Origin of the sequence: Caballeronia sp. PC1, assembly GCF_021353155.1 — a bacterium.
GTDB classification, from domain to species: Bacteria; Pseudomonadota; Gammaproteobacteria; order Burkholderiales; family Burkholderiaceae; genus Caballeronia; species Caballeronia cordobensis.
The window spans coordinates 2,915,133-2,938,594 of the sequence record NZ_JAJUBH010000001.1 but is presented as its reverse complement, the minus strand read 5'-3'; the positions used below and the strand labels follow the sequence as shown (position 1 = coordinate 2,938,594).

General features: G+C 64.1%; 24 protein-coding genes. 7 read left to right on the top strand and 17 right to left on the bottom strand.

Annotated features, from left to right (window positions below; genetic code table 11):
- The first annotated feature begins 25 nt into the window (after nt 1-25).
- Nucleotides 26-832: an endonuclease/exonuclease/phosphatase family protein gene (locus LY284_RS14030; RefSeq protein WP_014192522.1), complete on the top strand. Its 807-nt coding sequence runs from the start codon at nt 26-28 to the stop codon at nt 830-832.
- A 9-nt stretch (nt 833-841) separates the two neighbouring features.
- Here LY284_RS14030 and LY284_RS14025 read toward each other — a convergent pair whose 3' ends face one another.
- Complete coding sequence (locus LY284_RS14025) at nt 842-1,243, bottom strand: response regulator (protein WP_041730728.1); 402 nt, start codon at nt 1,241-1,243, stop codon at nt 842-844.
- Between the two features lie 186 nt (nt 1,244-1,429).
- On the opposite strand from LY284_RS14025, the gene LY284_RS14020 reads away from it, so the two are divergent.
- Nucleotides 1,430-2,026: an alpha-ketoglutarate-dependent dioxygenase AlkB gene (locus LY284_RS14020; RefSeq protein ID WP_014192524.1), complete on the top strand. Its 597-nt coding sequence runs from the start codon at nt 1,430-1,432 to the stop codon at nt 2,024-2,026.
- 6 nt (nt 2,027-2,032) lie between these two features.
- Here the strand turns inward: LY284_RS14020 and LY284_RS14015 are convergent, their stop codons facing one another.
- From LY284_RS14015 to arsC, 4 genes are all read right to left on the bottom strand, one after another.
- Nucleotides 2,033-2,431: a RidA family protein gene (locus LY284_RS14015; RefSeq protein ID WP_014192525.1), complete on the bottom strand. Its 399-nt coding sequence runs from the start codon at nt 2,429-2,431 to the stop codon at nt 2,033-2,035.
- Between the two features lie 96 nt (nt 2,432-2,527).
- Nucleotides 2,528-3,700, bottom strand: coding sequence for a GGDEF domain-containing protein (locus LY284_RS14010; RefSeq protein WP_014192526.1), 1,173 nt, complete (start codon nt 3,698-3,700; stop codon nt 2,528-2,530).
- 255 nt (nt 3,701-3,955) lie between these two features.
- Nucleotides 3,956-4,261, bottom strand: coding sequence for a hypothetical protein (locus LY284_RS14005; protein ID WP_014192527.1), 306 nt, complete (start codon nt 4,259-4,261; stop codon nt 3,956-3,958).
- A 126-nt stretch (nt 4,262-4,387) separates the two neighbouring features.
- The gene (arsC, locus tag LY284_RS14000) at nt 4,388-4,810 is read right to left on the bottom strand and encodes an arsenate reductase (glutaredoxin) (RefSeq protein ID WP_014192528.1); all 423 of its coding nucleotides are present in this window, start codon (nt 4,808-4,810) and stop codon (nt 4,388-4,390) included.
- 468 nt (nt 4,811-5,278) lie between these two features.
- On the opposite strand from arsC, the gene LY284_RS13995 reads away from it, so the two are divergent.
- The 3 genes from LY284_RS13995 to LY284_RS13985 all read left to right on the top strand — a co-directional run bounded on the left by LY284_RS13995 (nt 5,279) and on the right by LY284_RS13985 (nt 6,764).
- A complete protein-coding gene (locus LY284_RS13995) occupies nt 5,279-5,578 on the top strand; it encodes a hypothetical protein (RefSeq protein WP_144403914.1) in 300 nt (99 codons plus the stop codon).
- Between the two features lie 103 nt (nt 5,579-5,681).
- Nucleotides 5,682-5,948 carry a cupin domain-containing protein gene (locus LY284_RS13990; protein WP_014192530.1) on the top strand — a complete coding sequence of 89 codons (267 nt, stop codon included), beginning with the start codon at nt 5,682-5,684 and terminating at the stop codon, nt 5,946-5,948.
- On the top strand, nt 5,949-6,764 hold the full coding sequence (locus LY284_RS13985) for a DUF72 domain-containing protein (protein WP_014192531.1): 816 nt from the start codon (nt 5,949-5,951) through the stop codon (nt 6,762-6,764).
- Here the strand turns inward: LY284_RS13985 and gudD are convergent.
- From gudD to LY284_RS13965, 4 genes are all read right to left on the bottom strand, one after another.
- A complete protein-coding gene (gene gudD, locus LY284_RS13980) occupies nt 6,761-8,110 on the bottom strand; it encodes a glucarate dehydratase (RefSeq protein ID WP_014192532.1) in 1,350 nt (449 codons plus the stop codon). The genes LY284_RS13985 and gudD overlap by 4 nt on opposite strands.
- A 35-nt stretch (nt 8,111-8,145) precedes the next feature.
- Nucleotides 8,146-9,480, bottom strand: coding sequence for an MFS transporter (locus LY284_RS13975; protein ID WP_014192533.1), 1,335 nt, complete (start codon nt 9,478-9,480; stop codon nt 8,146-8,148).
- A gap of 259 nt (nt 9,481-9,739) precedes the next feature.
- Nucleotides 9,740-11,089: an MFS transporter gene (locus LY284_RS13970; protein ID WP_014192534.1), complete on the bottom strand. Its 1,350-nt coding sequence runs from the start codon at nt 11,087-11,089 to the stop codon at nt 9,740-9,742.
- Nucleotides 11,090-11,144: 55 nt separating this feature from the next.
- Complete coding sequence (locus LY284_RS13965; protein ID WP_041730732.1) at nt 11,145-12,080, bottom strand: 2-hydroxyacid dehydrogenase; 936 nt, start codon at nt 12,078-12,080, stop codon at nt 11,145-11,147.
- 102 nt (nt 12,081-12,182) lie between these two features.
- Here LY284_RS13965 and LY284_RS13960 point away from each other — a divergent pair, with 102 nt between their 5' ends.
- The gene (locus LY284_RS13960) at nt 12,183-13,100 is read left to right on the top strand and encodes a LysR family transcriptional regulator (RefSeq protein WP_014192536.1); all 918 of its coding nucleotides are present in this window, start codon (nt 12,183-12,185) and stop codon (nt 13,098-13,100) included.
- Nucleotides 13,101-13,131: 31 nt separating this feature from the next.
- Here the strand turns inward: LY284_RS13960 and LY284_RS13955 are convergent, their stop codons facing one another.
- Both LY284_RS13955 and garL read right to left on the bottom strand, forming a co-directional pair.
- Nucleotides 13,132-14,079, bottom strand: coding sequence for a 2-hydroxy-3-oxopropionate reductase (locus LY284_RS13955; RefSeq protein WP_144403915.1), 948 nt, complete (start codon nt 14,077-14,079; stop codon nt 13,132-13,134).
- The gene (garL, locus tag LY284_RS13950; protein ID WP_014192538.1) at nt 14,076-14,861 is read right to left on the bottom strand and encodes a 2-dehydro-3-deoxyglucarate aldolase; all 786 of its coding nucleotides are present in this window, start codon (nt 14,859-14,861) and stop codon (nt 14,076-14,078) included. Before garL ends, LY284_RS13955 begins: the two co-directional genes overlap by 4 nt.
- Nucleotides 14,862-15,193: 332 nt before the next feature.
- On the opposite strand from garL, the gene LY284_RS13945 reads away from it, so the two are divergent.
- Nucleotides 15,194-15,892 carry a FadR/GntR family transcriptional regulator gene (locus LY284_RS13945; protein ID WP_014192539.1) on the top strand — a complete coding sequence of 233 codons (699 nt, stop codon included), beginning with the start codon at nt 15,194-15,196 and terminating at the stop codon, nt 15,890-15,892.
- Nucleotides 15,893-16,405: 513 nt separating this feature from the next.
- On the opposite strand, the gene LY284_RS13940 is transcribed toward LY284_RS13945, so the two are convergent.
- The 6 genes from LY284_RS13940 to LY284_RS13915 all read right to left on the bottom strand — a co-directional run bounded on the left by LY284_RS13940 (nt 16,406) and on the right by LY284_RS13915 (nt 23,458).
- Nucleotides 16,406-17,734 (bottom strand): IS4 family transposase, encoded by a 1,329-nt coding sequence (locus LY284_RS13940; RefSeq protein ID WP_233386802.1) that lies wholly within the window; start codon nt 17,732-17,734, stop codon nt 16,406-16,408.
- A gap of 140 nt (nt 17,735-17,874) precedes the next feature.
- On the bottom strand, nt 17,875-19,692 hold the full coding sequence (glmS, locus tag LY284_RS13935; RefSeq protein WP_014192581.1) for a glutamine--fructose-6-phosphate transaminase (isomerizing): 1,818 nt from the start codon (nt 19,690-19,692) through the stop codon (nt 17,875-17,877).
- Between the two features lie 79 nt (nt 19,693-19,771).
- Nucleotides 19,772-21,133, bottom strand: a complete 1,362-nt coding sequence (gene glmU / locus LY284_RS13930; protein ID WP_014192582.1) for a bifunctional UDP-N-acetylglucosamine diphosphorylase/glucosamine-1-phosphate N-acetyltransferase GlmU — start codon at nt 21,131-21,133, stop codon at nt 19,772-19,774.
- Between the two features lie 96 nt (nt 21,134-21,229).
- Nucleotides 21,230-22,189: a tRNA 2-thiocytidine(32) synthetase TtcA gene (gene ttcA / locus LY284_RS13925; protein ID WP_041730803.1), complete on the bottom strand. Its 960-nt coding sequence runs from the start codon at nt 22,187-22,189 to the stop codon at nt 21,230-21,232.
- Nucleotides 22,186-22,587: a dihydroneopterin aldolase gene (locus LY284_RS13920; protein WP_014192584.1), complete on the bottom strand. Its 402-nt coding sequence runs from the start codon at nt 22,585-22,587 to the stop codon at nt 22,186-22,188. Before LY284_RS13920 ends, ttcA begins: the two co-directional genes overlap by 4 nt.
- A 28-nt stretch (nt 22,588-22,615) precedes the next feature.
- The gene (locus LY284_RS13915) at nt 22,616-23,458 is read right to left on the bottom strand and encodes an SDR family oxidoreductase (RefSeq protein WP_014192585.1); all 843 of its coding nucleotides are present in this window, start codon (nt 23,456-23,458) and stop codon (nt 22,616-22,618) included.
- Between the last annotated feature and the right edge of the window lie 4 nt (nt 23,459-23,462).

The following is a 23,462-nucleotide window of genomic DNA, read 5'->3' as shown; positions in this document are numbered from 1 at the left end:
GTCCGCCGCTCGACACGAACAACGCATGCGAAACCCAGAACATCTTCCGCCCGGCCCCTCCTCCCGCTCGGCCACGCCCGATTTCACGGCGGTCAGCTGGAATCTGCACAAGGGCCGCTCGCCCCTCGGCCTGCGCGCCTGGAACGCGATGCAGCGGTGGGTCCAGACCACCAACGCCGACGTCTATTTCCTGCAGGAAGCGATGGCGCGGCGCATGCCGCAGCCGGTCCTTGCGAGCGGCTTCGGCAATCCGCTCAACGCGCCGCTCGACGATGTCTGGCATTGTCAGGCGACCGAAATCGCCACCGCGCTGGAATTGCAGATCGCCCTCGGGCCGAACGTGTTCAAGCCGTCCTGGCGGCACGGCAACGCGATCCTGTCGCCGCATCCGCTCGATCTTTCCGGGCGCTGGGACATCTCGGCGCATCGTTTCGAAAAGCGCGGTTTGCTGGTGGCGCGCGCAACGTTTTCCGGCCAGGCGATCACGCTTTTGTGCGCGCATCTCGCGCTCACGCGTCAGGCGCGGCTGCGTCAGATGAACTGGATCGCGCACTGGATCGCGAAGGAAGCGCCGGAAGGCCCGCTCGTGCTCGCGGGCGATTTCAACGACTGGCGCAACGATTCAGTGCCGCTTTTCGGCGAACTCGGCATGAGCGAAGTCGCGACGATGCTCGGCGAATCGGGCCGCACGTTTCCGGCGTTCTCGCCGGCGCTCGCGCTCGACAAGATGTTCGTGCGCGGCCTTCGGCCCGTCGAATGGCTCGTGCCGACGCAGGACACCGCCTGGCTGTCCGATCACCTGCCGTACATGGCGCGGCTGCGCGTGGAGTGAAGGCGCGCTTCAGGCGCGCGGCGCAGCGAGCAGCGCTTCGAGATCCGCAATGGAAACCGGCTTCGTCAGATGATGATCGAAGCCCGCGTCGAGCGTCTGCTGTCTGTCGGCGTCGCCGCCCCAGCCGGTCAGCGCCAGCAGCAGCGCGTGTCGGGACGCGTCGCGCTTTCTCAGCTCGCGCGCGACGTCGAGGCCGCTCATGCCGGGCAGGCCGATATCGAGCACGATCACATCGGGATTGAATTCGTCGATCGATGCGAGGGCGCGCGGCCCGTCGTGCTCCGTGCGCACTTCGTGGCCGAGCGCTTCCAGCAGCATCGAGAGCGCCAGCGCCGCATCGACGCTGTCGTCGACGAGCAGGACGCGCCGGCCTCGCGCCTCGCCGCCGCTGGCAACGGCTGTGGTGTTCATGCGATTCCCCGAATCGTCGCCGCGCAGGTGCGGGACGAAGCGGTGTTCCGGCCCTTGCGCGACTTTATTGAGATGACCTGGGAAATGTAGCACAGCGTCCGTGCGTGCCAGAAAATGAGCCGGCAATCACGGCGCGCAAGGCTCTGCTATCGTGAATGCTTCATTTGCCGTTCGTGCCTCACCGCCATGTTCGATCTCTTCGACGACATTCCCAAGCCCGACATCGTGTGGCATCCGGACTGGATCGACGCCGACGAAGCGTCCGATCTGATGGGCGCGCTCATCGACGAAGTGCGCTGGCAGCAGGACACGATGACCACGCCCGGCGGCCGCGTGTCGCTGCCGCGCCTGACCGCGTGGCAAGGCGAGCCGGACGCGGTGTACGTGTATTCCGGCATCCGCAACGTGCCGCAGCCGTGGACGCCCGCCGTCGCGCAACTCCGCGAGCGCGCGCAAACCGCCTGCGACGCGCGCTTCAACAGCGTGCTGCTGAACCGCTATCGCGGCGGCCTCGACAGCATGGGCTGGCACGCCGACAAGGAGCGCGAGCTTGGACCCGAGCCGGTGATCGCATCGGTGAGCCTCGGCACGACGCGCACTTTCGAGTTCCGTCACGCGCGCACGCACGCGACGCACGCGCTCGCCCTCACGCACGGCAGCCTGCTCGTGATGCGCGGACGCACGCAGCAGGAATGGGTGCATCGCGTGCCGAAGGAGCCGGGCATGACCGGCGAGCGCATCAATCTCACGTTTCGCTGGGTCGATGCGTCCAAGCGCAAATAGAACCGCTCAAGGCCGCCGGGCGACGAAATCGATCTCCACGAGCGCATCGTGCGCGAGTCCCGTCACGCCGACGCAGGTCCGCGCGGGCAGCGGCTTCGGCAGAAAGTACGATTTATACACCGCGTTCATCGCATCGTAATCGCGCTTGAATTCCGTCAGGAAGATGCGCACGCTGACCACGTTGTCGAGCGTCAGACCGACGCCGTTCAACACGAGAATCAGGTTGTCCATCACGCGGCGCGTCTGCGCTGCGACGCCTTCGGGCAGCGGCGCGCCGTCGTCGTTCGGATCGGTCGGCATCTGGCCGGTCAGGAACACCCAGCCGTCGGCTTCGGCCGCGTGCGAGAAAGGGCCGACGGGCGTCGGCGCGGCATCGACCATCGTGAATTTGGGCAACTGGCTCACTTCGTCTCCTCGTTGTGCGTTGGTAAGAATGGCACCGGCACGTTAGCGCGCCAAAATTGCGCGCGTGTTTCGGCCTCGTGCGAAGACGGCGGGCTTTTAGATAACCGCGTCGGCGGCAGGCGCCTTCACGCGGTTGCGGCCCGCGACCTTCGCGGCATAGAGCAGGCCGTCGGCGCGCGCCATCAGTGCGGCGAGCGGCTCGCGTCCGTCCCATGCCGCGATGCCCGCGCTGAAGGTGTAATGCAGCACGCCGCCGGGCACGCCGCACGGCGTCGCTTCGACCGTGCGGCGCAAGCGCTCGACGAGCGCCGTGACGTCCTCGATGCGCGCCGCCGAGCAGAACAGACAGAACTCTTCGCCGCCGATTCGCCCGAACGCGTCGTCATCGCGAATGCGCGCCTGCACGATCGAGGCGAAATGGCGCAGCACCTCGTCGCCTGCCGCGTGGCCGTAGCGGTCGTTCACGCGCTTGAAATGATCGACGTCGACGACCGCGACGTACTCGCGCGCGCCCGTCTGCGAAGCGCGCGAGAGACGTTGCGCCGCCGCCGCGAGCAGCGCCTTGCGCGACAGCGCGCCGGTGAGATCGTCGAAGCGCGCGAGGCGTTCGAGACGCTGCGCGAGCCGGTCGTGCGCCATCATCACGAGCCCGATGCACAGCGAGGGCAGCACGAGAATGCCGAGCGCGAGAAACGTGATCTGCATCGGCCCTGGCTGCAACAGCGCGGCCTGCGCGGGTGGCTGCACGACATAGATCGCACCGCGGATCGTATGGCCGAGCGCGCCGAGCGCGGCGGCGCCGGCGACGAACAGATAGTTGTAGCGCGGCCGCTCCTTCGGGCGCTCGATCAGCACGCGCCCGGCGATCGCGAGATCGCACGCCGCATGAAACGCCGACACGATCACCACGCGCACGTGCGCATCGGGCACGGCGTAGGTGAAATAGACGATGCCCGCCATCACGCCGAGCCACATGATCCAGCCGGTCCAGCGCTGCGCGGGACGCATGCGGACATCGAAGAAATCGTTGCAGCCTTCGTAGATGAGCAGGATCGTCGCGGCAAGCAACTGGTTCGCGGCGACGACGCCGAGCCACGCGGGCACGATGCTCTGCACCGCGAAGAGCACGAGCGAGACGATCGCGAGCACGTTCGCCCAGAGCCAGCGCGGCACGCCGTCGATCGCGTGCGAACGCAGCGAAATCAGCACCAGTATCGAGAGAATGCTCGATAGCGCGGTGACGACGAGAATGCTGACTGGACTGAACATCGCTGAAAGTGAAGGGGATGCCGTTCGTGCCGAACGAAGACCGCGACGTGCGCCTGAGTGGCGAGAGAGGCACGCGTATCCACGCCGCCAGCGTATTTACGGCACGAACGGCCGCACCTTGAACGCGCCCCTGTGCGGCACTCGATCGCATCGCCTGCGCGATACAGGCGTCCGAAAAACAAAAAACGCGGCGCAGCCTGCCGGCTCGCCGCGTTTTCCAGCAATGCGCAGTCCAGATGAACCGCCGTTGAACCGTTACCAGCCGTGACGGTCGCGCCAGCGTTCCTCGCGGCGCATCTCGTGGCGCCAGCGACGCTCGCGCCATTCGTGACGCCGCCATTCGCGCTCGCGCCAGCCGTCGTGACGATAGCCGTAGCCGCGATAGCCGCCGCCGTCGCCGTAACCACCGCCATAACCGTAATAGCCGACCGGCGCGGGTTGCGCATAGACCGGCACGCCGACGCCCACCGCCACATCGACGTGTGCATTCGCCGATGCCGATATCGCCAGTGCGGCCAATCCCGCCATCCCGATGAACGTGCCCAGCAGTTTCTTTTTCATGCCGCTTCTCCCTGCACGCGAGTGCTCCGTGAGTCAGGTGAAGTCTAAAAAGCGGTGCCGGATACAGGTGCAACGGGTCTGCCAGAAAGGTAACGTCAGGTAACGGTCAGGTCGAGCGAATGCGCGTCACCGCACACGCTTGCCCGTTTCGTCGATGACGACCTCGCCGTCTTCCTTCGTGAACGGTCCTTTCTGCGCTTCGGGCAGAAGATCGAGCACGAGCTCCGACGGGCGGCACAGCCGCGCGCCCTTCGGCGCATCGACGAACGGCCGGTTGATGAGAATCGGATGCGCGAGCATCGCGTCGATGAGCTGATCGTCGGTCAGGCCCGGATCGTCGAGGCCGAGTTCGGCGTACGGCGTGCCCTTTTCGCGCAGCGCTTCGCGCACCGAGAGACCCGCGCGCGCGATCAGCGCGACGAGCGCTTCGCGGCTCGGCGGATGCGTCAGATATTCGATCACGGTCGGTTCGATGCCGGCGTTGCGAATCAGCGCGAGCGTGTTGCGCGAGGTTCCGCACTTCGGGTTGTGGTAGATGGTGACGGTCATGGTCGCGAGGTCCTTGCGGTCTGAAACGGAAAATACACGCCTCGCATTCTAGAACCGAAGCGCCGATGACGTGGCCGCCAGCCTCGCGCCACGCCCTCGCCCCCTTGCATGGCGCGGGTTGAAATGACCTGTTCATTCGCGCGCCGGCGGCCTATAACGAAGTGTGCAGCGCGGCATGCGTCTTCTGCGGACCGCGGGTCCGAAACGGTCTTTCCGCCGGCAAGCGCACCGGCGCTCCGTCTGCATCGCATCGGCGAGATGCCGTGCGCGAAACGCATACGAACGAGTTCGGGACACCGGCAGCTCAACGCAGCGAAGCCGGAAACCGGCGCCGATGTCCATCCGGACGGCGCGCCACGCATGGCGAACGAAGCAGACGTGGCACGTTCCGTGCGGATCGACGATCCGAATCAGCGAACAGCGTTACGCGGTGTTCACGCGAGCGCGCCTTCCGATCAAGGAGTCGACATGAAATCACGTATCGCCGTGGCGGCGCTCGCCGCTTCGTTGCTCACCGCCGCAGGCCTCGCCTCGGCGCAGCAAACCTACTATCGAACCGCGCAGGTACCGGGTCAGACGACCGCCGATACCTGGACCGACCCCAGCGCGCCTCAGCAAAGCGCCATGCAGGGCCAGCCGGGCGACACCTCCTATGGTGGCGCCCCGATGACCCGCGGCGAAACCGGCATGACCATGGGCAGCATGGACAGCGCATCGTCCAAGCCCTGCGTGCGCGGGCCGCAATGCAATATCTTCTTCGGCAACTGAGCACGGCGAACGAAGCTTCCAAAGCTGCGCTAGCATAGGTGCACGACACGGCGCGTCCGCTCGAAACGAGCGGCGCGCCTTCCCTTTTTACGGAACCGCCGACATGCACCGCGACGAATTTCTCGCACTTCTTTCGAGCGAAGGTTTCCACGAAGTCGCCACGGTCTCGCGCGATCCGAACGGTTCGCTCGATGTCCACGCGCATCCGTTCGAAGCCAAGGCGCTGATTTTGGAAGGCGACGTCACGATCCGCACCGGCGACGACGCGAGCACGTATCGCGCGGGCGACATCTTCCATCTCGCGACGAACATCGAGCATTCGGAGCAGTACGGGCCGCAAGGCGTCAGCTATCTGGTCGGCCGCAAGTAGATGGCGACCGCCAAGAGCAAAACCGGCCGCATAAGCGTCGGCATCGGCGGATGGACGTTCGAGCCGTGGCGCGGCACGTTCTATCCGGAAGGCCTAGCGCAGAAGCGCGAGCTCGAATACGCAAGCCGCGCGCTCACCAGCATCGAAGTGAATGGGACGTTTTACGGCTCGCAAAAGCCCGAGACGTTCGTCAAATGGCGCGACGAAGCCCCCGATGACTTCGTGTTCTCACTGAAGGCGCCGCGCTACGCCACCAATCGCCGCGTGCTCGCCGACGCGGGCGATACGATCGAGCGTTTTTTCGGCAGCGGCGTACTTGAACTGAAAGACAAGCTCGGCCCGATCAACTGGCAATTCGCGGCGACGAAAAAGTTCGATCCGGAAGACTTCGAACGCTTTCTCGAACTGCTGCCCGCGAAAGTCGAAGGACGCGCGATCCGGCACGCGGTCGAAGTGCGGCACGAGAGTTTCTGCGATCCGGCGTTCATCGCGCTGGCGCGCAAGTATCGCGTGGCGATCGTGATGGCGGGCGATTCGAAATATCCGCAGATCGCCGATGTGACCGCGCCGTTCGTCTACGCGCGCATCATGGGCACGACGGACAAGCAAGCGAAAGGCTATGCGAAGACGGCGCTCGACCGCTGGGCCGAGCGCGCGCGAGCCTGGGCCACGGGCGGCTCGCCCGACGACGTGCAGACGTTCGGCAAGGCTGCGCCGAAAGCGGCATCGCGCGATGTGTTCGTCTATGTCATCAGCGGCTTCAAGGAGCGCAATCCGGCTGCTGCGATCGCGCTCATCGAGCGATTGAAGGACTAACGCACGAGACACGGCTTCTTGTTGTCGAACTTCCAGTTCGGGATCAGGTATTGCATCGCGACGCCGTCATCGCGCGCGCCGAGGCCGTGCTTCTGATACAGCGCGTGCGCCTTCTCGAGTTCGTCCATATCGAGCTCGACGCCCAGGCCCGGCACTTCCGGCACCTTCACCTTGCCGCCGACGATCTGCAACGGATCGCGCGTGAGACGCTGACCGTCCTGCCAGATCCAGTGCGTATCGATCGCGGTGATCTTGCCCGGCGCGGCGGCGGCGACGTGCGTGAACATCGCGAGCGAAATATCGAAGTGATTGTTCGAGTGCGAACCCCACGTGAGGCCCCAGTCGTTGCACATCTGCGCGACGCGCACCGAACCTTGCATCGTCCAGAAATGCGGATCGGCGAGTGGGATGTCGACCGATTGCAGCTGGATCGCGTGGCCCATCTGGCGCCAGTCGGTCGCGATCATGTTGGTCGCGGTCGGCAGGCCCGTCGCGCGGCGGAATTCGGCCATCACTTCGCGGCCCGAATAGCCGTTTTCCGCGCCGCACGGATCTTCCGCGTAGGCGAGCACGTCGTGCTTGTCGCGGCACAGGCGGATCGCTTCGGCGAGCGACCACGCGCCGTTCGGATCGAGCGTCACGCGCGCTTGCGGGAAGCGTTCGGCCAATGCCGTCACCGCCTCGATTTCCGCATCGCCGGCGAGCACGCCGCCTTTCAGCTTGAAGTCGTTGAAGCCGTAGCGCGCCTGCGCCGCTTCCGCGAGACGCACGACCGCTTCCGGCGTCAGCGCGACTTCGGTGCGCACGCGTTCCCAGTCGTCCTTGCCCTCCGCGCCCGATGCGTACGGCAGATCCGTCTTGTTGCGATCGCCGACGTAGAACAGATAGCCGAGCATTTCGACTTCATCGCGCTGCTGGCCTTCGCCGAGCAACGCCGCGACGGGCACGCCGAGATGCTGGCCGAGCAAATCGAGCAGCGCCGCTTCGAGCGCGGTGACGGCGTGGATCGTCGTGCGCAGATCGAAGGTTTGCAGGCCGCGGCCGCCCGCGTCGCGATCCGCGAACGCGGTGCGCACGCGGTTCAGGATCGCCTGCAGGTTGCCGATGGATTGTCCGACGACATACGCGCGCGCATCGTCGATGGTCTTGCGGATGTTCTCGCCGCCCGGCACTTCGCCGACGCCCGTGTTACCCGCGCTGTCCTTCAGGATCACGATGTTGCGCGTGAAGAACGGGCCGTGCGCGCCCGAGAGATTCATGAGCATGCTGTCGCGGCCGGCGACCGGCACGACGCGCAATTCGGTGACTTTGGGAGTGGCGTTCGGTTTGACTGCGTTCGTGGACATGAGCGTGATCCTTGACCTTGAGAGAGGGAAGCGTATTAGTGCGCGCTTTGATGCGCGGCGTGACCGTTCGGCGTGCGGTCCGAGCGGCGATTGCGCGTGAAGAAGACCGCGCCCGCCGCGATCAGCGAGGCGACGCCGAGACCGTACAAGCCGCCCGACACCGAGCCCGTGTGTTGTTGAAGATAGCCGAAAGTGGCGGGCGCGAAGAAGCCGCCCAGATTTCCGACCGAGTTGATCAGCGCGATGACGCCCGCCGCGACGCGCGCATCGAGATAGCCTTGCGGAATCGGCCAGAACAGCGACGACGCCGCCTTGAAGCCGATCGCCGAGAAACAGATGGCGACGAACGAAAGCACGGGATTGCCGGTCGTCGACGCGAACAGGCCGCATGCCGCAATCACGAGCGCCACGGCGACCCACGCCTGCTGGAAGCGCCAGCGCGCGGAGAGCACCGCGAAGCAGTACATCGCGACGATCGCGATCATCCACGGAATCGTGTTGTAGAGGCCGACCTGGAAATCGGTGAGGCCGCCCATCTTGCGGATGATCGTCGGCAGCCAGAACGTCGCCGCGTAGATCGTGAGCTGGATCGCGAAGTACATGAAGCAGAACAGCAGGATCTGCGGATCCTTCAGCAGTTTGACCGCAGGCACGTGGCGGCCGGTCGCCGCCTCGCGCTCGGCCTGCTCCGATGCGATCGCGTTTTGCAGCGCGCGCTGCTCGCCTGCGGAAAGCCAGTGCGCGTCGCTGATGCGCGATTTCAGCAGCATCCAGCTCACGCCGCACAGGAACACAGAGAACGCGCCTTCGATCAGGAACATCCACTGCCAGCCGTGCAGGCCGAGACCGCGAATCGAGAGCAGCGCGCCCGTGATCGGGCCTGAAAGAATCGATGCGAACGCCGAGCCGCCGAGGAAAATCGCGATTGCCTTGCCGCGCTCCTTCTGCGGCAGCCATTGCGTGAAGTAATAGACCACGCCCGGAAAGAAGCCCGCTTCCGCGATGCCGAGCAAAAAGCGCAGCACGTAGAACGAGGTTTCGTTCTGCACGAACGCCATCATCGCCGCGACGATGCCCCACGTCCCCATGATCCGCGTGAGCCACGCGCGCGCGCCGTACTTCTGCATCAGTACGTTCGACGGGACTTCGAACAGCGCATAGCCGATGAAGAACAGGCCGCTGCCCAGACCGTACGCCGCGGCGCCGATGCCCAGATCGGTCTGCAGATGCGAACTCACGAAACCGACGTTCACGCGATCGATGTAGTTCGCGATGAACATGATGAGGAACAAGGGCAGCACATGGCGCTTGACCTTGGCGCTGGCCGATTCGAGCAGATCGCCGGCTGGGCTCGTGGAAGCTGTATTCAAGGGATGTCTCCGGTTCGTACGATGTGGTACGTTGTCTGATGACATTGTATTGCCAAGCGCCGATCTAGCCAATAACGTGTTTACCCTCTAACGATCAAACGCTTATCAGGCGGTACTTCACGCTGATTTTTCCGCTTTTTGAGTCGTATCGCGACGATTCGAACTAAGACGTCCGATGACTAGAACGAGCGCGCGCTCCGGAAGCGACAAAGCCGGCTCGCGCCGGCTTTGTCGGTCCTGCCTGCACTGCCCTCGGAAATCAGCTTTTCAAATGGATGCGTTTGAACGGCCCGGCAAGCAGCCCGTAGGCGAGCATCGCCGCAATGCCGTGCGCGCCTACGAACCACAACGCGCGATCGAACGAACCGGTGCTCGCGACCACGAAGCCGATGACCATCGGCGTCACGATGCCCGCCGTATTGCCGATGCCGTTGAACACGCCGCCCGACAGCCCCGTCATTTCCCGCGGCGCGACATCCGACAGCACGGCCCAGCCGATCGCGGCGAGCCCCTTGCCGAAAAACGCGAGCGACATGATGACGACGATCGCCGTATTGGTCGACGCAAGCGGCGCGGCCATGATGGCAGTCGCGAGCAGCATGCCAATCATGAACGGCGTCTTGCGCGCGAGCGAGACCGGCACGCCGCGCCGGATCAGAAAGTCCGACAGCAAGCCGCCGAGTATGCCGCCCGAGAATCCGCAGATCGCGGGCAGCGCGGCGACCAAGCCCACCGTCATCACGTTCATGCCGCGTTCCTTGATCAGATAGATCGGGAACCACGTGATGAAAAAGTACGTGAGCGCCGTGATGCAGTACTGGCCGATGTAAATCGCCCAGAGCATGCGGCTCGTGAAGAGCGTCGAGAGTTCGCGGCGCGTGAAGCGGCGGCGGCTCGTCGCGACCGTCGCGTCGAGACTGACGAGCGCGCCGTTGCTCGCGATGTAGTCGTATTCCGCCCGGCCCATGCGTTTGTGCGACTTCGGATCGTCCATCACGGCGAACCACACGACCGCGACGACGAGACCGAGCCCGCCCATGAAGAAGAACACGTGATGCCAGCCGAGCGCATGCGTGAGCCACGCCATCAGCGGCGTGAAGACCACGACTGCCAGATATTGCGCCGAGTTGAAGAGCGCGCTCGCGGTGCCGCGTTCGTTGGTCGGAAACCAGGTCGCGACGACGCGCGCGTTCGCGGGAAAGGCCGGCGATTCGACCAGCCCGAGCATGAAGCGCATCACGAAGAGCGCGGCGGTCGCGGACGCGGCCGTCGAAAAGAGCGATACCGTGCCCTGGCTCAGCGTGAAGATCGACCACAACGCGATGCTCGCGCCATACACGCGTTTCGCGCCGTAGCGGTCGAGCAGCCAGCCGCCTGGAATCTGGCCGAGCGCGTAGGCCCAGCCGAACGCGGAAAACACAATGCCGAGCGCGGACGCCGACAAGCCGAGATCCTTCGAAACGAACGTGCCCGCAATGGACAAGGTCGCGCGGTCCGCGTAGTTCAGCACGGTCACGAAGAAAATCAGCGCGAGAATCGCGTAGCGGAAATGTCCGACTTTCGCGAGACTGGCGCTCGCGGCGGACGTGGCGATATCGAGGTTCTTCAAGTGTCTCCTCCCAGATCTCGTCGGGATGGTTGTGATGTCGGGCGACGCCGTTCTGTCAGGGCGTCACGCTGGTTTCGGGCCGCTCGCCCGCAAAGCTCGACGCGAGGCTCGCGAGCACGATGTCGCCCATCGCGGCGCGGGTCTGCACGGTCGCGCTCGCGCGATGCGGCTGCAGCACGACGTTCTTCAGCGCGAACAGTTCGGCGGGCACATTCGGCTCGTCGACGAACACGTCGAGGCCCGCGCCCGCGACGCGCTTCTCTTCGAGCGCCCGCACGAGATCCGCTTCGTTGACGAGCTTGCCTCGCGCAACGTTGATGAGATAACCGTCGGGACCGAGCGCATCGAGCACGGCGGCGTCGACGATACCTTCCGCGTTGTCCGCCGACGCCGCGAGAATCAGCGCATCGGAATCGCGCGCGAGCTCGCGCAGATCGGCGACGAAGCGGTAGCGCACGTCCGGCATCTCGCGCAAATCGGTGTACGCGACGGGACAGCCGAACGCCGCCGCGCGCGACGCGATCGCACGCCCCACGCGTCCCAAACCGACGATGCCCACCTTCATGCCGCTGAACTTGCGCGCGAGCGGCAGGCCGCTTTTGCCCCATTCGCCGTCACGCACGTAGGCGTCGCCGACGCACAGGCCGCGGCACGCGGAAATCAGCAGGCCGATGGCGAGATCGGCGACGTCGTCGGTGAGCACGCCGGGCGTCGTCGAGACGTGGATGCCGCGCGCGCGGGCGTGTTCCAGATCGACCGCATCGGTGCCGATGCCGTTGACCGCGACGATCTTCAGCGCAGCAAGCGCATCGATCAGTTCATTCGTGATGCCGGTCGCGCCGCCCGTCACCACGCCGCCGATGCGCTCGGCGTGTTCGCGCAGGAAAGCGGCTTTGTCGGCGTGCTCGTACCAGCGATGCACGGTGTAGCGGGCGCTCAGCTCGCGATCGAGCGACGGGAGCACGGGATTGATCAGTAGCACATCGAACATTCGGATTTCCTGGAGGTGATCGGCTTATCTCGGAAATCAGTATATTCACGCGATCGATTGAGGTCTAAGCTATATTCCGCATCGATCAATACCTAAATTGACATGATCATCGAGCTGAATCATCTGCGCTGTTTTGTGGCCGTGGCGGAGGAATTGCACTTCGGGCGCGCCGCCGCGCGGCTTTTCATGACGCAGCCGCCGCTGTCGCGGCAGATCCAGTTGCTCGAACAGGCGCTCGACGCCGTGCTCTTCGAGCGCAACAGCCGCAGCGTGAAGCTGACCGCCGCGGGCCGCGCTTACTACGCGGACGCCGTGCGCATTCTGCGGCTCTCGGCGCAGGCGGCGGATTCGGCGCGGCGCGTCGCGCGCGGCGACGCCGGCCAGGTGACGATGGGATTTACCGCCGTGTCGGGCTATCACCTCGTGCCGGGCTTCATTGCGGCCGCGCGCGACGCCTTGCCGGGCATCAGAATCGTGTTGAAGGAGATGGTGTCGCTTCAGCAGATGAAAGCGCTGGAGTCGCGCGAGATCGACCTCGGCATCATGCGGGCGCAGTTCTTCATGCATGGCATCGAGTTTCAGCGCATCGCGCGCGAGCCGCTGCAGTTGGCGGTTCCGTCGGCGCATCCGCTTGCGAAGCGCCGGGCCATTGCCGCGAAGGATCTCGACGGCCAGCCCTTCGTCATGTATTCGCACGACGGCGGCAAGTACTTTCACGACCGCATCGCCGGCCTGCTCGCGGCAAGCGGCGTGCAGGCGGATTACGTCCAGAGCATCGACCAGACGCACACGATCGTCGCGCTGGTGCGCGCGGGCATCGGCGTGGCGATCGTGCCGGCGTCGGCGCGGGAATTGTGCTTCGAGGAAGTCGTGTTCCGGCCGCTATGGACGCAGGACGCGCACGCGGACATCGATCTCGCGTGGAGCGTGGAGCAGACGGACCCGGCGGTAGAGAACGTGCGGCGCTTCGCGATCGAGCATTTCGCGCGGATCGCGAAGCCTGCGCCGCAGACGGGTTGATACGACGCTGCCGGCATGGCGCCGGCCGCGCTTACTTCTTCTCCTGCCCGATCTCGTGGTTCGCCATGATTTCGAGCGCGCGCACCATGCCCGAGTGATCCCACGCCTTGCCGCCATTCGCCGCGCACGCATTGAACAACTGCATGCAGGTCGCGGTGTTCGGCAGCGCGACGCCGAGCGATTGCGCCGTCGCGAGCGCCAGATTCAAATCCTTCTGATGCAGCTCGATGCGAAAGCCCGGATTGAACGTGCGCTTGGTCATGCGCTCGCCGTGCACTTCGAGAATGCGCGACGAGGCGAAGCCGCCCATCAGCGCGGTGCGGACTTTTTCCGCATCGACGCCGGCCTTCGACGCGAGCAGCAGCGCCTCGCCGACCGCTTCGATGGTCGCCGCGACGATCACCTGATTCGCGACCTTGCAGACCTGTCCCGCGCCGACTTCGCCGATCAGCGAGATGTTCTTGCCCATCATGTCGAAGAGCGGCTTGACCTTGTCGAACGTGGCTTGCGCGCCGCCGACCATGATCGTGAGCGATGCGGCTTTCGCGCCGACTTCGCCGCCGGACACCGGCGCGTCGAGATAATCCGCGCCCTTCTCGCGCACCTTGGCCGCGAACTCGCGCGTGGCGATCGGCGAAATAGAGCTCATGTCGACGACGATCTGCCCGCTCTTCAGCTTGCTCGCGACGCCGTTCTCGCCGAACAGCACGCGCTCGACGTCCGGTGTGTCCGGCACCATGATGAAGATCACGTCGGCCTTTTCGGCGACGGCGGCGGGCGAATCGCACGCCGTGGCGCCCGCGCCCGTGAGCTCGGCGGACACGCCGCTGCGCGTGAACGCCGCGAGCTGGATGCCGTTCTTGAGAAGATTGGCCGCCATGGGATTGCCCATGATGCCCAGTCCGATAAAGCCTGCCTTTTGCATGTATCGCTCCTTGATGTCGATTTTCGATGTCGGCCCGGTGAGCGTGGCGCTCATGCCGGGATGAAATGTTTCTTCACGGCCTGCGCGGCGTTTCTCAGCATGCCGAGATCGGCGCACACCGCGACCATCGTGCTGCCGAGCGCGAGATAGCGCTCCGCGTCGTCCTGAACCGGCGCGAGAATGCCGCTTGCCTTGCCCGCTGCGTGCGCGCGCTCGAACACATGCGCGATGGCGGCCTGCACCTCCGGGTGATTCGCGTTACCGAGATGGCCGTACCCGGCGGCGAGATCCGACGGGCCGACGAACAGCGCATCCACGCCTTCGACCGCGATGATCTCGTCGATGGCTTCGACCGCCGCGCGGCTTTCGATCTGCACCGCGACGCTGATATTGTCGTTCGCCACCTTGAAGTAGTCCGCCACCGTGCCGTAGCGGTTCCCGCGATGCCCGACCGATACGCCGCGAATACCCTGAGGAGGATAGCGCGTTGCGGCGACTGCGCGCTCGGCGTCGGCGGCGCTGTCGACGAACGGAATCAGGAAATTCACGAAGCCGGAGTCGAGCAGTTTTTTGATCGCGATGGGATCGTTCGACTGCGGGCGCACGACGGGCGCGCTCGGGCTGTCTTTCAGCGCCATCAGTTGCGGGATGAGCGTGAGCGCGTCGTTGGGCGCGTGCTCGGCGTCGAGCAGCATCCAGTCGAAGCCGACCACGCCCACGAGCTCGGTCACGATCGGGCTCGCCAGCGACATCCAGCAGCCGATCAGCCTCTTGCGCTCGCGCAGCGACGTTCGGAAAGAATTGGGCAGCGGTTGATACGGTGACGATGACGGCATGAAGCCTCCCTGTGACGACGGCGATCTGAGTGAAAGCGGTACGTCCGGTGGTTCATGTCATCGGACGTCTTAACACAGAGTACTTCGAATTTAGGCGTATACGACAGCGGAGTATACCCGTACTTTCTTTATTTTCAGCTACTTCGCTCTCTATTGATGTCGTCGTACTTATACGATGTCTTATTTCTTGACTTGCTTCATGCGCCGGGAATGGGCGAATTGACGAAAGTGGCCGCCGACAGGAAGATGCGTTGTCGGACATCCGCAGTCGCCTTCGATCGTAGGCGATGCGAAGACGTCCGACAACATAACCACAATCAGAAGAGATCGAGATGGCCAGCCTCACCGATAAAGTCGTCGCCACCCTGTTCGAGGATATCGAACGCGGCGTTTTGCGTCCCGGCGACAAGATTCCGACCGAAGTCGCGCTGATGAAGCAGTTGTCGGTGAGCCGTTCGGTCGTGCGCGAGGCCGTGTCGCGGCTGCAGGCGGCGAACGTGGTCGAGACGCGGCACGGCGTGGGCACCTTCATTCGCGCGCCGGAGGATCGCGAGGCGATGCGTCTGCCGGATGCCGATTTGTCGAGTCTGCTCGACATCATGGCGATCATCGAGTTTCGCATCGACCTGGAAGGCGCGGCTGCTGCGCTGGCTGCCGGACGGCGCACGGACGCGCATCTCAAGCAGATCGCGGCGGCGCTGGAACGCTTCGAGCAGCAAGTGGAGAGCGGCAGCACCGACGTGCTTCAGCATGACGTCGAATTTCATTTGCAGATTGCGCGGGCGAGCGGCAACCGATATTTCTACGACGTGCTGAGCCAGATGGGACGTGGCGTCAGTCCGCGGACGCGGCTCGGCAAGGCGGAGATTGCGGAACTGGATCAGATCGGGCGGTTGCGCAACGTGCTCGCGGAGCACAAAGCGATCTATCAGGCGATCGTGCGGCAAGATCCCGACGACGCGCGCGCCGCGATGCGCATGCATCTGAGCAACAGCCGTGAACGATTGAGGCAGGTGCATGGCGCTGCCTGAATCTTGAACACTGCACCCACGTTGCTTGAGTAAACAAAAGAGTTCGTATGTATACGTGGTAGTAGTTAACAAGCTTGCCGCAAATCAGTGGATAACCGGCGATGCGCGTTTTACGTCAGAGGTTTACCGATCGAACAAGTCCGGTATGGCGCGACCCGTTTCGAATTGAGTCTGGGACAACTTTGGCGTCGCTGAGGGAAACGTTGAGTTGTTCAGAAAGCGCCAACAGTTAACGCAGAGAGGTGCCAACAAGGTTGTCCACAGGCGTCAGGTCATTCGCGATTGATTGGCGAGCACGGCTTTTGTTATGTTGTCGAGTGTTGAGCGGGCGATGGGGAAGTCGGCGGTGAAGTTTCGGAAGCCAGGATGCCGGCGGAGGCTGCGCGATTAACCGGCAAATTCATTCCGATTGAGTCTAGATTTGAGCCTCAATATGCAAATCCATGCCGGTTAAATCGGCCGCTACGCCACAGACGGCTCAAACAAAAAGCGCCTCCGAAGAGGTAATGCCGTTCAGTTAATGTCTTTTCTAAGGTACCGGACGGAGTAACGTGAAGGGCGGGATTTGACGACCCGGTCGCATATGCGCCCGGGTCGTTTTTTATTCGGAAGAGACTTGAGCCGCTCGCGCAGGCGCCGAAGGCATGCAGGCAACTTTGCATAGGCCGGTGTGAGGGCGGCCCACATGAGTTCATGCTGGATGGTATGGAGGGCGCGCACGAAGCTGATGTCGGTCGGTGCGAGTTTGGCCTCCCATGCGGCGCTGGCGATCTCACGGCGAATCAGGTTGTAGGCGATCAACGCCCCCCATATCTCCTGATACACGCCTTCGACGGTGCGGCTGCGCAAAGTCAACTCCGAACCCAGCATCGATTGCTTGAGCTCCCCGTAACTGGTCTCGATCTGCCAGCGGCGCTCGTAGCAGGCAACGATATCGGCGGGTTTGAAGCGTCGGCGATCCCCGAGCGAAGTCAACAGCACGCGTTCGCGTCCACGCGCGTCGATCGTTCGGATCGCCCGCGCATTCCAGAATTCGGGCAAAGCCGGACACTTCTTGCGTGCCTGCGGCGAGACGCGCATGCGCACGGTCGCATCGTCAGCGGTACCCGAGACCACTTCCCAGCAGGTATTCGCTTTGGCCGGAATCAGGAAGTGACGATTGGAGGCGTTCATCGTCAGACCACACAGGATTTCTGCAGCCAGAAAGCCCTTGTCGAACACCGTCAGCGAGTCTGGCGGAATCTGCGGCAGCAGGCTTTTGGCGTACATCATTTCGTTAGTGTCGTAGCGACCGAAATTGATATCGGCGACCAGATGCGTCGGAATCGCCGTGAGCGTCACGGCGCGTACCTGCGGATAACTGGCTACCTTGCCACTGGCATAACCTTGCGCGCCAAAGTGCTCACGGTTGGCCGCACTGTCGGGTACGCGCAACGTGGTGCCGTCCATCGCCCAAAGACTTAATCCCTTGAACGCATGGTGGGCCGCGTCCTGAGTCGTCCACGCCCGTGCCGTCTGCTCGAACAGCCATGCCATCGGCGCCTCGCCAACCCGTTGGCGTGCCTGCGCCACGGCGCTCTTGCTGACAAATGGCGCGGCCTCGTCGGGCAAGGCCAGATCGAGACTGTCGAGTACTTCGCTGATTGACCAGTGCCGGTACATCGCCAGCGCAATCACCAGCCACACCACCTGCTCAGCCGGCAGCCGACGGCGCCGGATGCTCGCCGTGCCAGTTGCCTGGACCGCACGTTTGATCCACTCGTAGGGCAGATGCTCAGCCAACCGTCGCAGATCGGTCGGCTCCTGAGCTTCGATTACGAAGGTGAGGTGGTTGGCAAGCATCGCGTCGAAAAGTTAACAGCTCGGCGCAACGTTTACAACTACTTCCCGCACCAAAATAAAATGCCGTCCAGTCGCTTAACTGAACGGCATTACCTCCGAAGAGGCGCTTTTCTAAAAGACCAGCAATCCCCCGCGATCCCTCACTCCACCGTCACCGACTTCGCCAGATTCCGCGGCTTATCCACGTCCGTCCCACGCGCGCACGCCGTGTGATACGCGAGCAATTGCAGCGGCACCACGTGCAGGATCGGCGACAGCGCACCATAGTGCTCCGGCATGCGGATCACATGAATGCCGTCCTCGCTGACGATGCGCGTATCCGCATCGGCGAACACATACAGCTCGCCGCCCCGCGCGCGCACTTCCTGCATGTTCGACTTCAGCTTTTCGAGCAGCGTGTCGTTCGGCGCGACGGTCACGACCGGCATCGCTTCGGTCACGAGCGCGAGCGGCCCGTGCTTCAGTTCGCCCGCCGGATACGCTTCGGCGTGGATGTACGAGATTTCCTTCAGCTTCAACGCGCCTTCCAGCGCGATCGGATAATGCAGCCCGCGGCCGAGGAACAGCGCGTTTTCCTTGCGCGCGAACTCCTCCGACCACGCGATGATCTGCGGCTCCAGCGCGAGCACGCTGTTCAGCGCCGCCGGCAAGTGCCGCAACTGCGTGAAGTACGCGGCTTCCTGCTTGGCATTCACATGACCGCGCATCTTCGCGAGCGTCACCGCGAGCACAAACAGGCCGACGAGCTGCGTCGTGAACGCCTTCGTAGATGCCACGCCGATCTCCGTGCCCGCGTGCGTGAGAAACGCGAACTCGGTCTGGCGCACCATCGCGCTCGTCGCGACGTTGCACACGGCGAGCGTGTGCTTGTGGCCGAGCGATTGCGCGTGCTTCAGCGCGGCGAGCGTGTCGGCGGTTTCGCCCGACTGCGAGATCGTGACGACGAGCGCCTTCGGATTCGGCACCGACTCGCGATAGCGATACTCGCTCGCGATCTCGACCTGCGTCGGAATCTTCGCGATCGATTCGAGCCAGTATTTCGCCGTCAGACCCGAGTAATAGCTCGTGCCGCACGCGAGGATCAGGATGCTGTCGATGTTCGCGAACGCGTCGCGCGCGTTGTCGCCAAAAAGGCTCGGATCGAATTGATCGGCCTGCGGGATCGTGTCGGTGATCGCGCGCGGCTGCTCGAAAATTTCCTTCTGCATGAAGTGACGATACGGCCCGAGTTCGACCGCGCCGCCGTATGCCGTCACCACGCGCACTTCGCGCTCGGCGGGCAGGCCTTCGCGATCGACGATCTTCACGCCGTCCAGCGCGATCTCGACCACATCGCCCTCTTCGAGGAACGCGAAGCGGTCGGTGCTGCCCGCGAGCGCGAGCGCATCGGACGCGAGGAAGTTCTCGCCCTCGCCCACACCGACGACGAGCGGCGAACCCTGACGCGCGCCCACCACCGTATGCGGCTGGTTCCGGTGCATCACCGCGATCGCATAGGCGCCGTGCAACTGCTTCACCGCCTCGCGCACGGTCTGGAACAGGTCGCCGCGATACATGCTGTGAATCAGATGCGCGATGACTTCCGTGTCCGTCTGCGACACGAACTCATAGCCTTTGTCCTTCAGCATCGCGCGCAATGACTCGTAGTTCTCGATGATGCCGTTATGCACGAGCGCCACCGTGTCGCGCGAGAAGATCGGGTGCGCGTTGTCCGTGACGGGCGCGCCGTGCGTCGCCCAGCGCGTATGCGCGATGCCGGTCATGCCGCCGAGGTTCGAATCGCGCACTTGCGCGTCGAGATCGGACACGCGCGCGACGCTGCGCGCGCGGCGCGGCTCGCCGTTGCTCAGAACGGCCACGCCGCACGAGTCGTAGCCGCGATACTCGAGGCGGCGCAGACCTTCGACCAGCACCGAGACGATGTTACGTTGCGCTACCGCGCCGACAATTCCGCACATGGCGTTTATCCTTTGAAACTTGCTTTCGAAAGCGCGGCACTGAGCGCCGCGCGCGTTGGGCTGAATCTATCCGACAGCCTTACGACTTCTTCTTCACCGGGCGCTTGTAGCCCGTCTTGCTCACCTGGGTCTTTTCGTTGAGCACCAATTCGTCTTCCTCGACATCCTTCCATACCGTCGTGCCCGCCGCGATCGTCACGCCGCGCCCGACGCGCACCGGCGCCACGAGCTGCGTATCCGAGCCGATGAACACGTCGTCGCCGATGACCGTGCGATGCTTGTTCGCGCCGTCGTAGTTGCAGGTGATCGTGCCGGCGCCCACGTTCACGCGCGCGCCGATATCCGAGTCGCCGATATACGTGAGATGGTTCGCCTTCGAGCCGTGTCCGAGCACCGCGTTCTTCACTTCGACGAAGTTGCCGACATGCGCTTCGTCCGAAAGCTTCGTGCCGGGGCGCAGCCGCGCGTACGGCCCGAGCACGACATTCGCGCCCGCCGATGCGCCTTCGATATGCGTGTAGGCGTCGATACGCGTGCCCGCGCCGATCGTGGCGTCGCGGATCACGCAGTTCGGGCCGATCGTCACGTTGTCGGCGAGCGTCACGCGTCCTTCGAACACGCAATTCACGTCGATCGAGACGTCCGCGCCGCATTCGAGCGTGCCGCGCACGTCGATGCGCGCCGGGTCCATCAGCGTGACGCCCGCGTCGAGCAGCGCATTCGCCACGTTGCGTTGATGAATACGCTCCAGTTCCGCGAGCTGAATCTTGCTGTTCACGCCGAGCGTTTCCCATTCGGCGTCCGGCTGCGCGGTCACGACTTCCACGCCCGAATCGATGGCGCGCTCGACCACGTCGGTCAGATAGAACTCGCCCTGGGCGTTATCGTTCTTCAGCGACGCGAGCCACGTTTCGAGCGTGCGCGTCGGCGTGATGACGATGCCGGTGTTGATTTCCGCGATGCGGCGCTCTTCTTCGCTCGCATCCTTCTGCTCGACGATCTTCTTCACCTTGCCGGCGGCGTCGCGCACGATGCGCCCGTAGCCCGTCGGATCGCCGACCGTGACCGTCAGCACGCCGTAACGCTCCGGGCCCGCGGCATCGATCAGGCGCTTGAGCGAGCTCGCGCGCGTGAGCGGCACGTCGCCGTAGAGCACGAGCGTCGGAACCGAAGGATCCAGAAGCGGCAGCGCCTGCTGCACGGCGTGTCCCGTGCCGAGCTGCCGGTCCTGCAGCGCGAACTGCACGTCGGGCGCGCCGACCGCCTCGCGCACCTTGTCCGCACCGTGCCCGACGACGACGACGAGCCGCGTCGGCGACAGCGAGCGCGCCGTATCGAGGACGTGCGCGAGCAGCGGCTTGCCCGCCAGTGGATGAAGCACTTTCGGCAGAGCGGAGCGCATGCGCTTGCCCATGCCGGCAGCCAGAATCACGATGTTCATCGCAGGAAGCCTTGCTGGTATGACGAGCCGCCAATATAACAAACGGCTCCGTGACGCAGTGCGGCGTAAACCACGCTGCGCCTTAGTGAATAAAGGTCACAGATCGTCGAACTGCACAATTGAAACCGTGCCGGCCGAACCTGACGGTTCGCTTGCACACGGTTCCTCGTCGAAGGCGATATCGCCCTGCGGGTCCGCTTCGCCCGTCGCGCGCAGGCCGGCGAACGGAAACAGCTTGCTGTCCATCAAATGCGACGGCACCACGTTCGACAGCGCGTTGAACATGTTCTCGATGCGTCCGGGAAAACGCTTGTCCCATTCGCGGATCAACGCTTTCATCTCGGCGCGCTTCAGGTTCGGCTGGCTGCCGCACAGGTTGCACGGAATGATCGGGAATTCGCGCAGTTCGGCGTACTTTTCCAGATCCGTCTCTTTTACGTAGGCGAGCGGACGAATTACTACATTTTTGCCGTCGTCGGACTGCAGCTTGGGCGGCATGCCCTTCAGCTTGCCGCCGTAGAACATGTTGAGCAAAAGCGTTTGCAGAATGTCGTCGCGATGATGCCCGAGCGCGATCTTGGTCGCGCCGAGTTCGCCCGCCACGCGATAGAGAATGCCGCGGCGCAGGCGCGAGCACAGCGAACACGTGGTCTTGCCTTCGGGCACGAGCCGCTTGACGATGCTGTACGTGTCCTGATTTTCGATGTGAAACGGAATATCGAGCTTGCTCAGATAATCGGGCAGCACGTGTTCCGGAAAGCCAGGCTGTTTCTGATCGAGATTCACGGCGACGATATCGAAATCGATCGGCGCGCGCTCGCGCAGGCGCATCAGGATCTCGAGCATCGCGTAACTGTCTTTGCCGCCCGACAGGCACACCATGACCTTGTCGCCTTGCTCGATCATGTTGAAGTCGCCGATCGCCTCGCCGACCTGCCGCGCGATGCGCTTGAACAGCTTGTTGTTCTCGTACGCTTCCTTCTGCTGGCGGCGGGTCAATGCCTCGCGCGCGGGCTTTTCGTCCGCTACGGCTTCCACTGCGTCACGCGCGTTCATGCTCGTTCCTCTTTGATGCGAAAGACTTCGACGCCCACCGCGTCGCAGTCGGGATAAACATCGGGCTTTTCCGTCGATACGGCCACCGCGCGCACGTTCGGATGCGCAAGCAGCGCGGCGGCGACGTCGTCGCACAGCGTTTCCTGCAAATGGATGTGGCCCTGCTTCACGCGCGCGGCGATGGTCGAGCGCATGAAGTCGTAATCGACGACTTCGGACAACTTGTCCTCGACGGGCGTCGACAGCGCGAGCGGCACGAACAGCTCGACATTGATCACGACGCGTTGCTCGCCGCGCTTTTCGAAGTCATGCACGCCGATGTTGATGCGCACTTCGTAGTTGCGCAGAAAAAGCCGCCGGCAATCGGTCAGCCGGGGATGCGAAAGAGCGGCAAGCATGTTGGTTTCCGTGTTCAGTAAGCGCGTTTCATGGCTTTTGCGCGCCGATCATGTACATCACGTCGCGCGGGCTCGGCACGAGATGCTGGCCGCCATCGACGACGAGCGTCGTGCCCGTCACGCCGTGCGCGTTCGCGAGATAGCACGCGGCCTGCGCGACGTCATCGACCGTCGATGCGCGGTTGAGCGGCGTCACGCGATGCGCCGACTCGAACGACGCGGGCGTCTGTCCCGTGGATATCAGCGTCAAACCCGGCGCGAGCCCGGCCACGCGCAGCTTCGGCCCGAGCGCCTGCGCGAGCGCGACGGTGGCGTTTTCGAGCGCGGCTTTGGTCAGCGTGTACGACAGGTAATCCGGATTCATGTTGTACAGCTTCTGATCCAGCACGTTGATGACGACGCCGCGCAATGCGTCGTCTTCGGCGGCGGCCTCGGGCGTGATTTCGTGCAGCATGCGCGCGAGCGTGAGCGGCGCGGCGACGTTGACGGCGGTCATTTCCAGCAGCTTCGCGTAACCGAAATCGCTGGCCGTGTCTTCGTCGAAGCGCGACGCGCAGTTCACGACGCAGTTCAGCCCGCCGAACGCCTCGACGCACGCCGGCACGAGCCGAGCGACTTCCGCTTCGACGGCGAGATCCGCCTTCAGCGCAATCGCGCGCCGCCCGAGCGACTCGATATCCGCGACGGTGGCGTGCGCCTCGTGTTCCGACGCGCCGTAGTGCACGGCCACATCCCAGCCCTGCCGCGCGAATTCCAGCACGACGCCGCGCCCGATGCGCTTCGCCGCGCCCGTCACCAGCACGGCGCGGCGGTGCGAAACGGAAGCGGAAGACGGCGAGTTAGCGGAAGAAAACGGCTTGGAGACGCTCATTTAC

Excerpts from the sequence above, each read along its gene's own strand:
- LY284_RS14010 (WP_014192526.1), bottom strand. The coding sequence starts at position 3,700 with ATGTTCAGTCCAGTCAGCATTCTCGTCGTCACCGCGCTATCGAGCATT.
- LY284_RS13965 (WP_041730732.1), bottom strand. The coding sequence starts at position 12,080 with ATGTTCGATGTGCTACTGATCAATCCCGTGCTCCCGTCGCTCGATCGC.
- ttcA (WP_041730803.1), bottom strand. The coding sequence starts at position 22,189 with ATGAACGCGCGTGACGCAGTGGAAGCCGTAGCGGACGAAAAGCCCGCG.
- glmU (WP_014192582.1), bottom strand. The coding sequence starts at position 21,133 with ATGAACATCGTGATTCTGGCTGCCGGCATGGGCAAGCGCATGCGCTCC.
- LY284_RS13940 (WP_233386802.1), bottom strand. The coding sequence starts at position 17,734 with ATGCTTGCCAACCACCTCACCTTCGTAATCGAAGCTCAGGAGCCGACC.
- LY284_RS13920 (WP_014192584.1), bottom strand. The coding sequence starts at position 22,587 with ATGCTTGCCGCTCTTTCGCATCCCCGGCTGACCGATTGCCGGCGGCTT.
- LY284_RS14030 (WP_014192522.1), top strand. The coding sequence starts at position 26 with ATGCGAAACCCAGAACATCTTCCGCCCGGCCCCTCCTCCCGCTCGGCC.
- LY284_RS13990 (WP_014192530.1), top strand. The coding sequence starts at position 5,682 with ATGCACCGCGACGAATTTCTCGCACTTCTTTCGAGCGAAGGTTTCCAC.
- LY284_RS13985 (WP_014192531.1), top strand. The coding sequence starts at position 5,949 with ATGGCGACCGCCAAGAGCAAAACCGGCCGCATAAGCGTCGGCATCGGC.
- LY284_RS13995 (WP_144403914.1), top strand. The coding sequence starts at position 5,279 with ATGAAATCACGTATCGCCGTGGCGGCGCTCGCCGCTTCGTTGCTCACC.
- LY284_RS14020 (WP_014192524.1), top strand. The coding sequence starts at position 1,430 with ATGTTCGATCTCTTCGACGACATTCCCAAGCCCGACATCGTGTGGCAT.
- LY284_RS13955 (WP_144403915.1), bottom strand. The coding sequence starts at position 14,079 with ATGAGCGCCACGCTCACCGGGCCGACATCGAAAATCGACATCAAGGAG.
- LY284_RS13915 (WP_014192585.1), bottom strand. The coding sequence starts at position 23,458 with ATGAGCGTCTCCAAGCCGTTTTCTTCCGCTAACTCGCCGTCTTCCGCT.
- garL (WP_014192538.1), bottom strand. The coding sequence starts at position 14,861 with ATGCCGTCATCGTCACCGTATCAACCGCTGCCCAATTCTTTCCGAACG.
- LY284_RS13945 (WP_014192539.1), top strand. The coding sequence starts at position 15,194 with ATGGCCAGCCTCACCGATAAAGTCGTCGCCACCCTGTTCGAGGATATC.
- LY284_RS14005 (WP_014192527.1), bottom strand. The coding sequence starts at position 4,261 with ATGAAAAAGAAACTGCTGGGCACGTTCATCGGGATGGCGGGATTGGCC.
- LY284_RS14025 (WP_041730728.1), bottom strand. The coding sequence starts at position 1,243 with ATGAACACCACAGCCGTTGCCAGCGGCGGCGAGGCGCGAGGCCGGCGC.
- gudD (WP_014192532.1), bottom strand. The coding sequence starts at position 8,110 with ATGTCCACGAACGCAGTCAAACCGAACGCCACTCCCAAAGTCACCGAA.
- glmS (WP_014192581.1), bottom strand. The coding sequence starts at position 19,692 with ATGTGCGGAATTGTCGGCGCGGTAGCGCAACGTAACATCGTCTCGGTG.
- arsC (WP_014192528.1), bottom strand. The coding sequence starts at position 4,810 with ATGACCGTCACCATCTACCACAACCCGAAGTGCGGAACCTCGCGCAAC.
- LY284_RS13960 (WP_014192536.1), top strand. The coding sequence starts at position 12,183 with ATGATCATCGAGCTGAATCATCTGCGCTGTTTTGTGGCCGTGGCGGAG.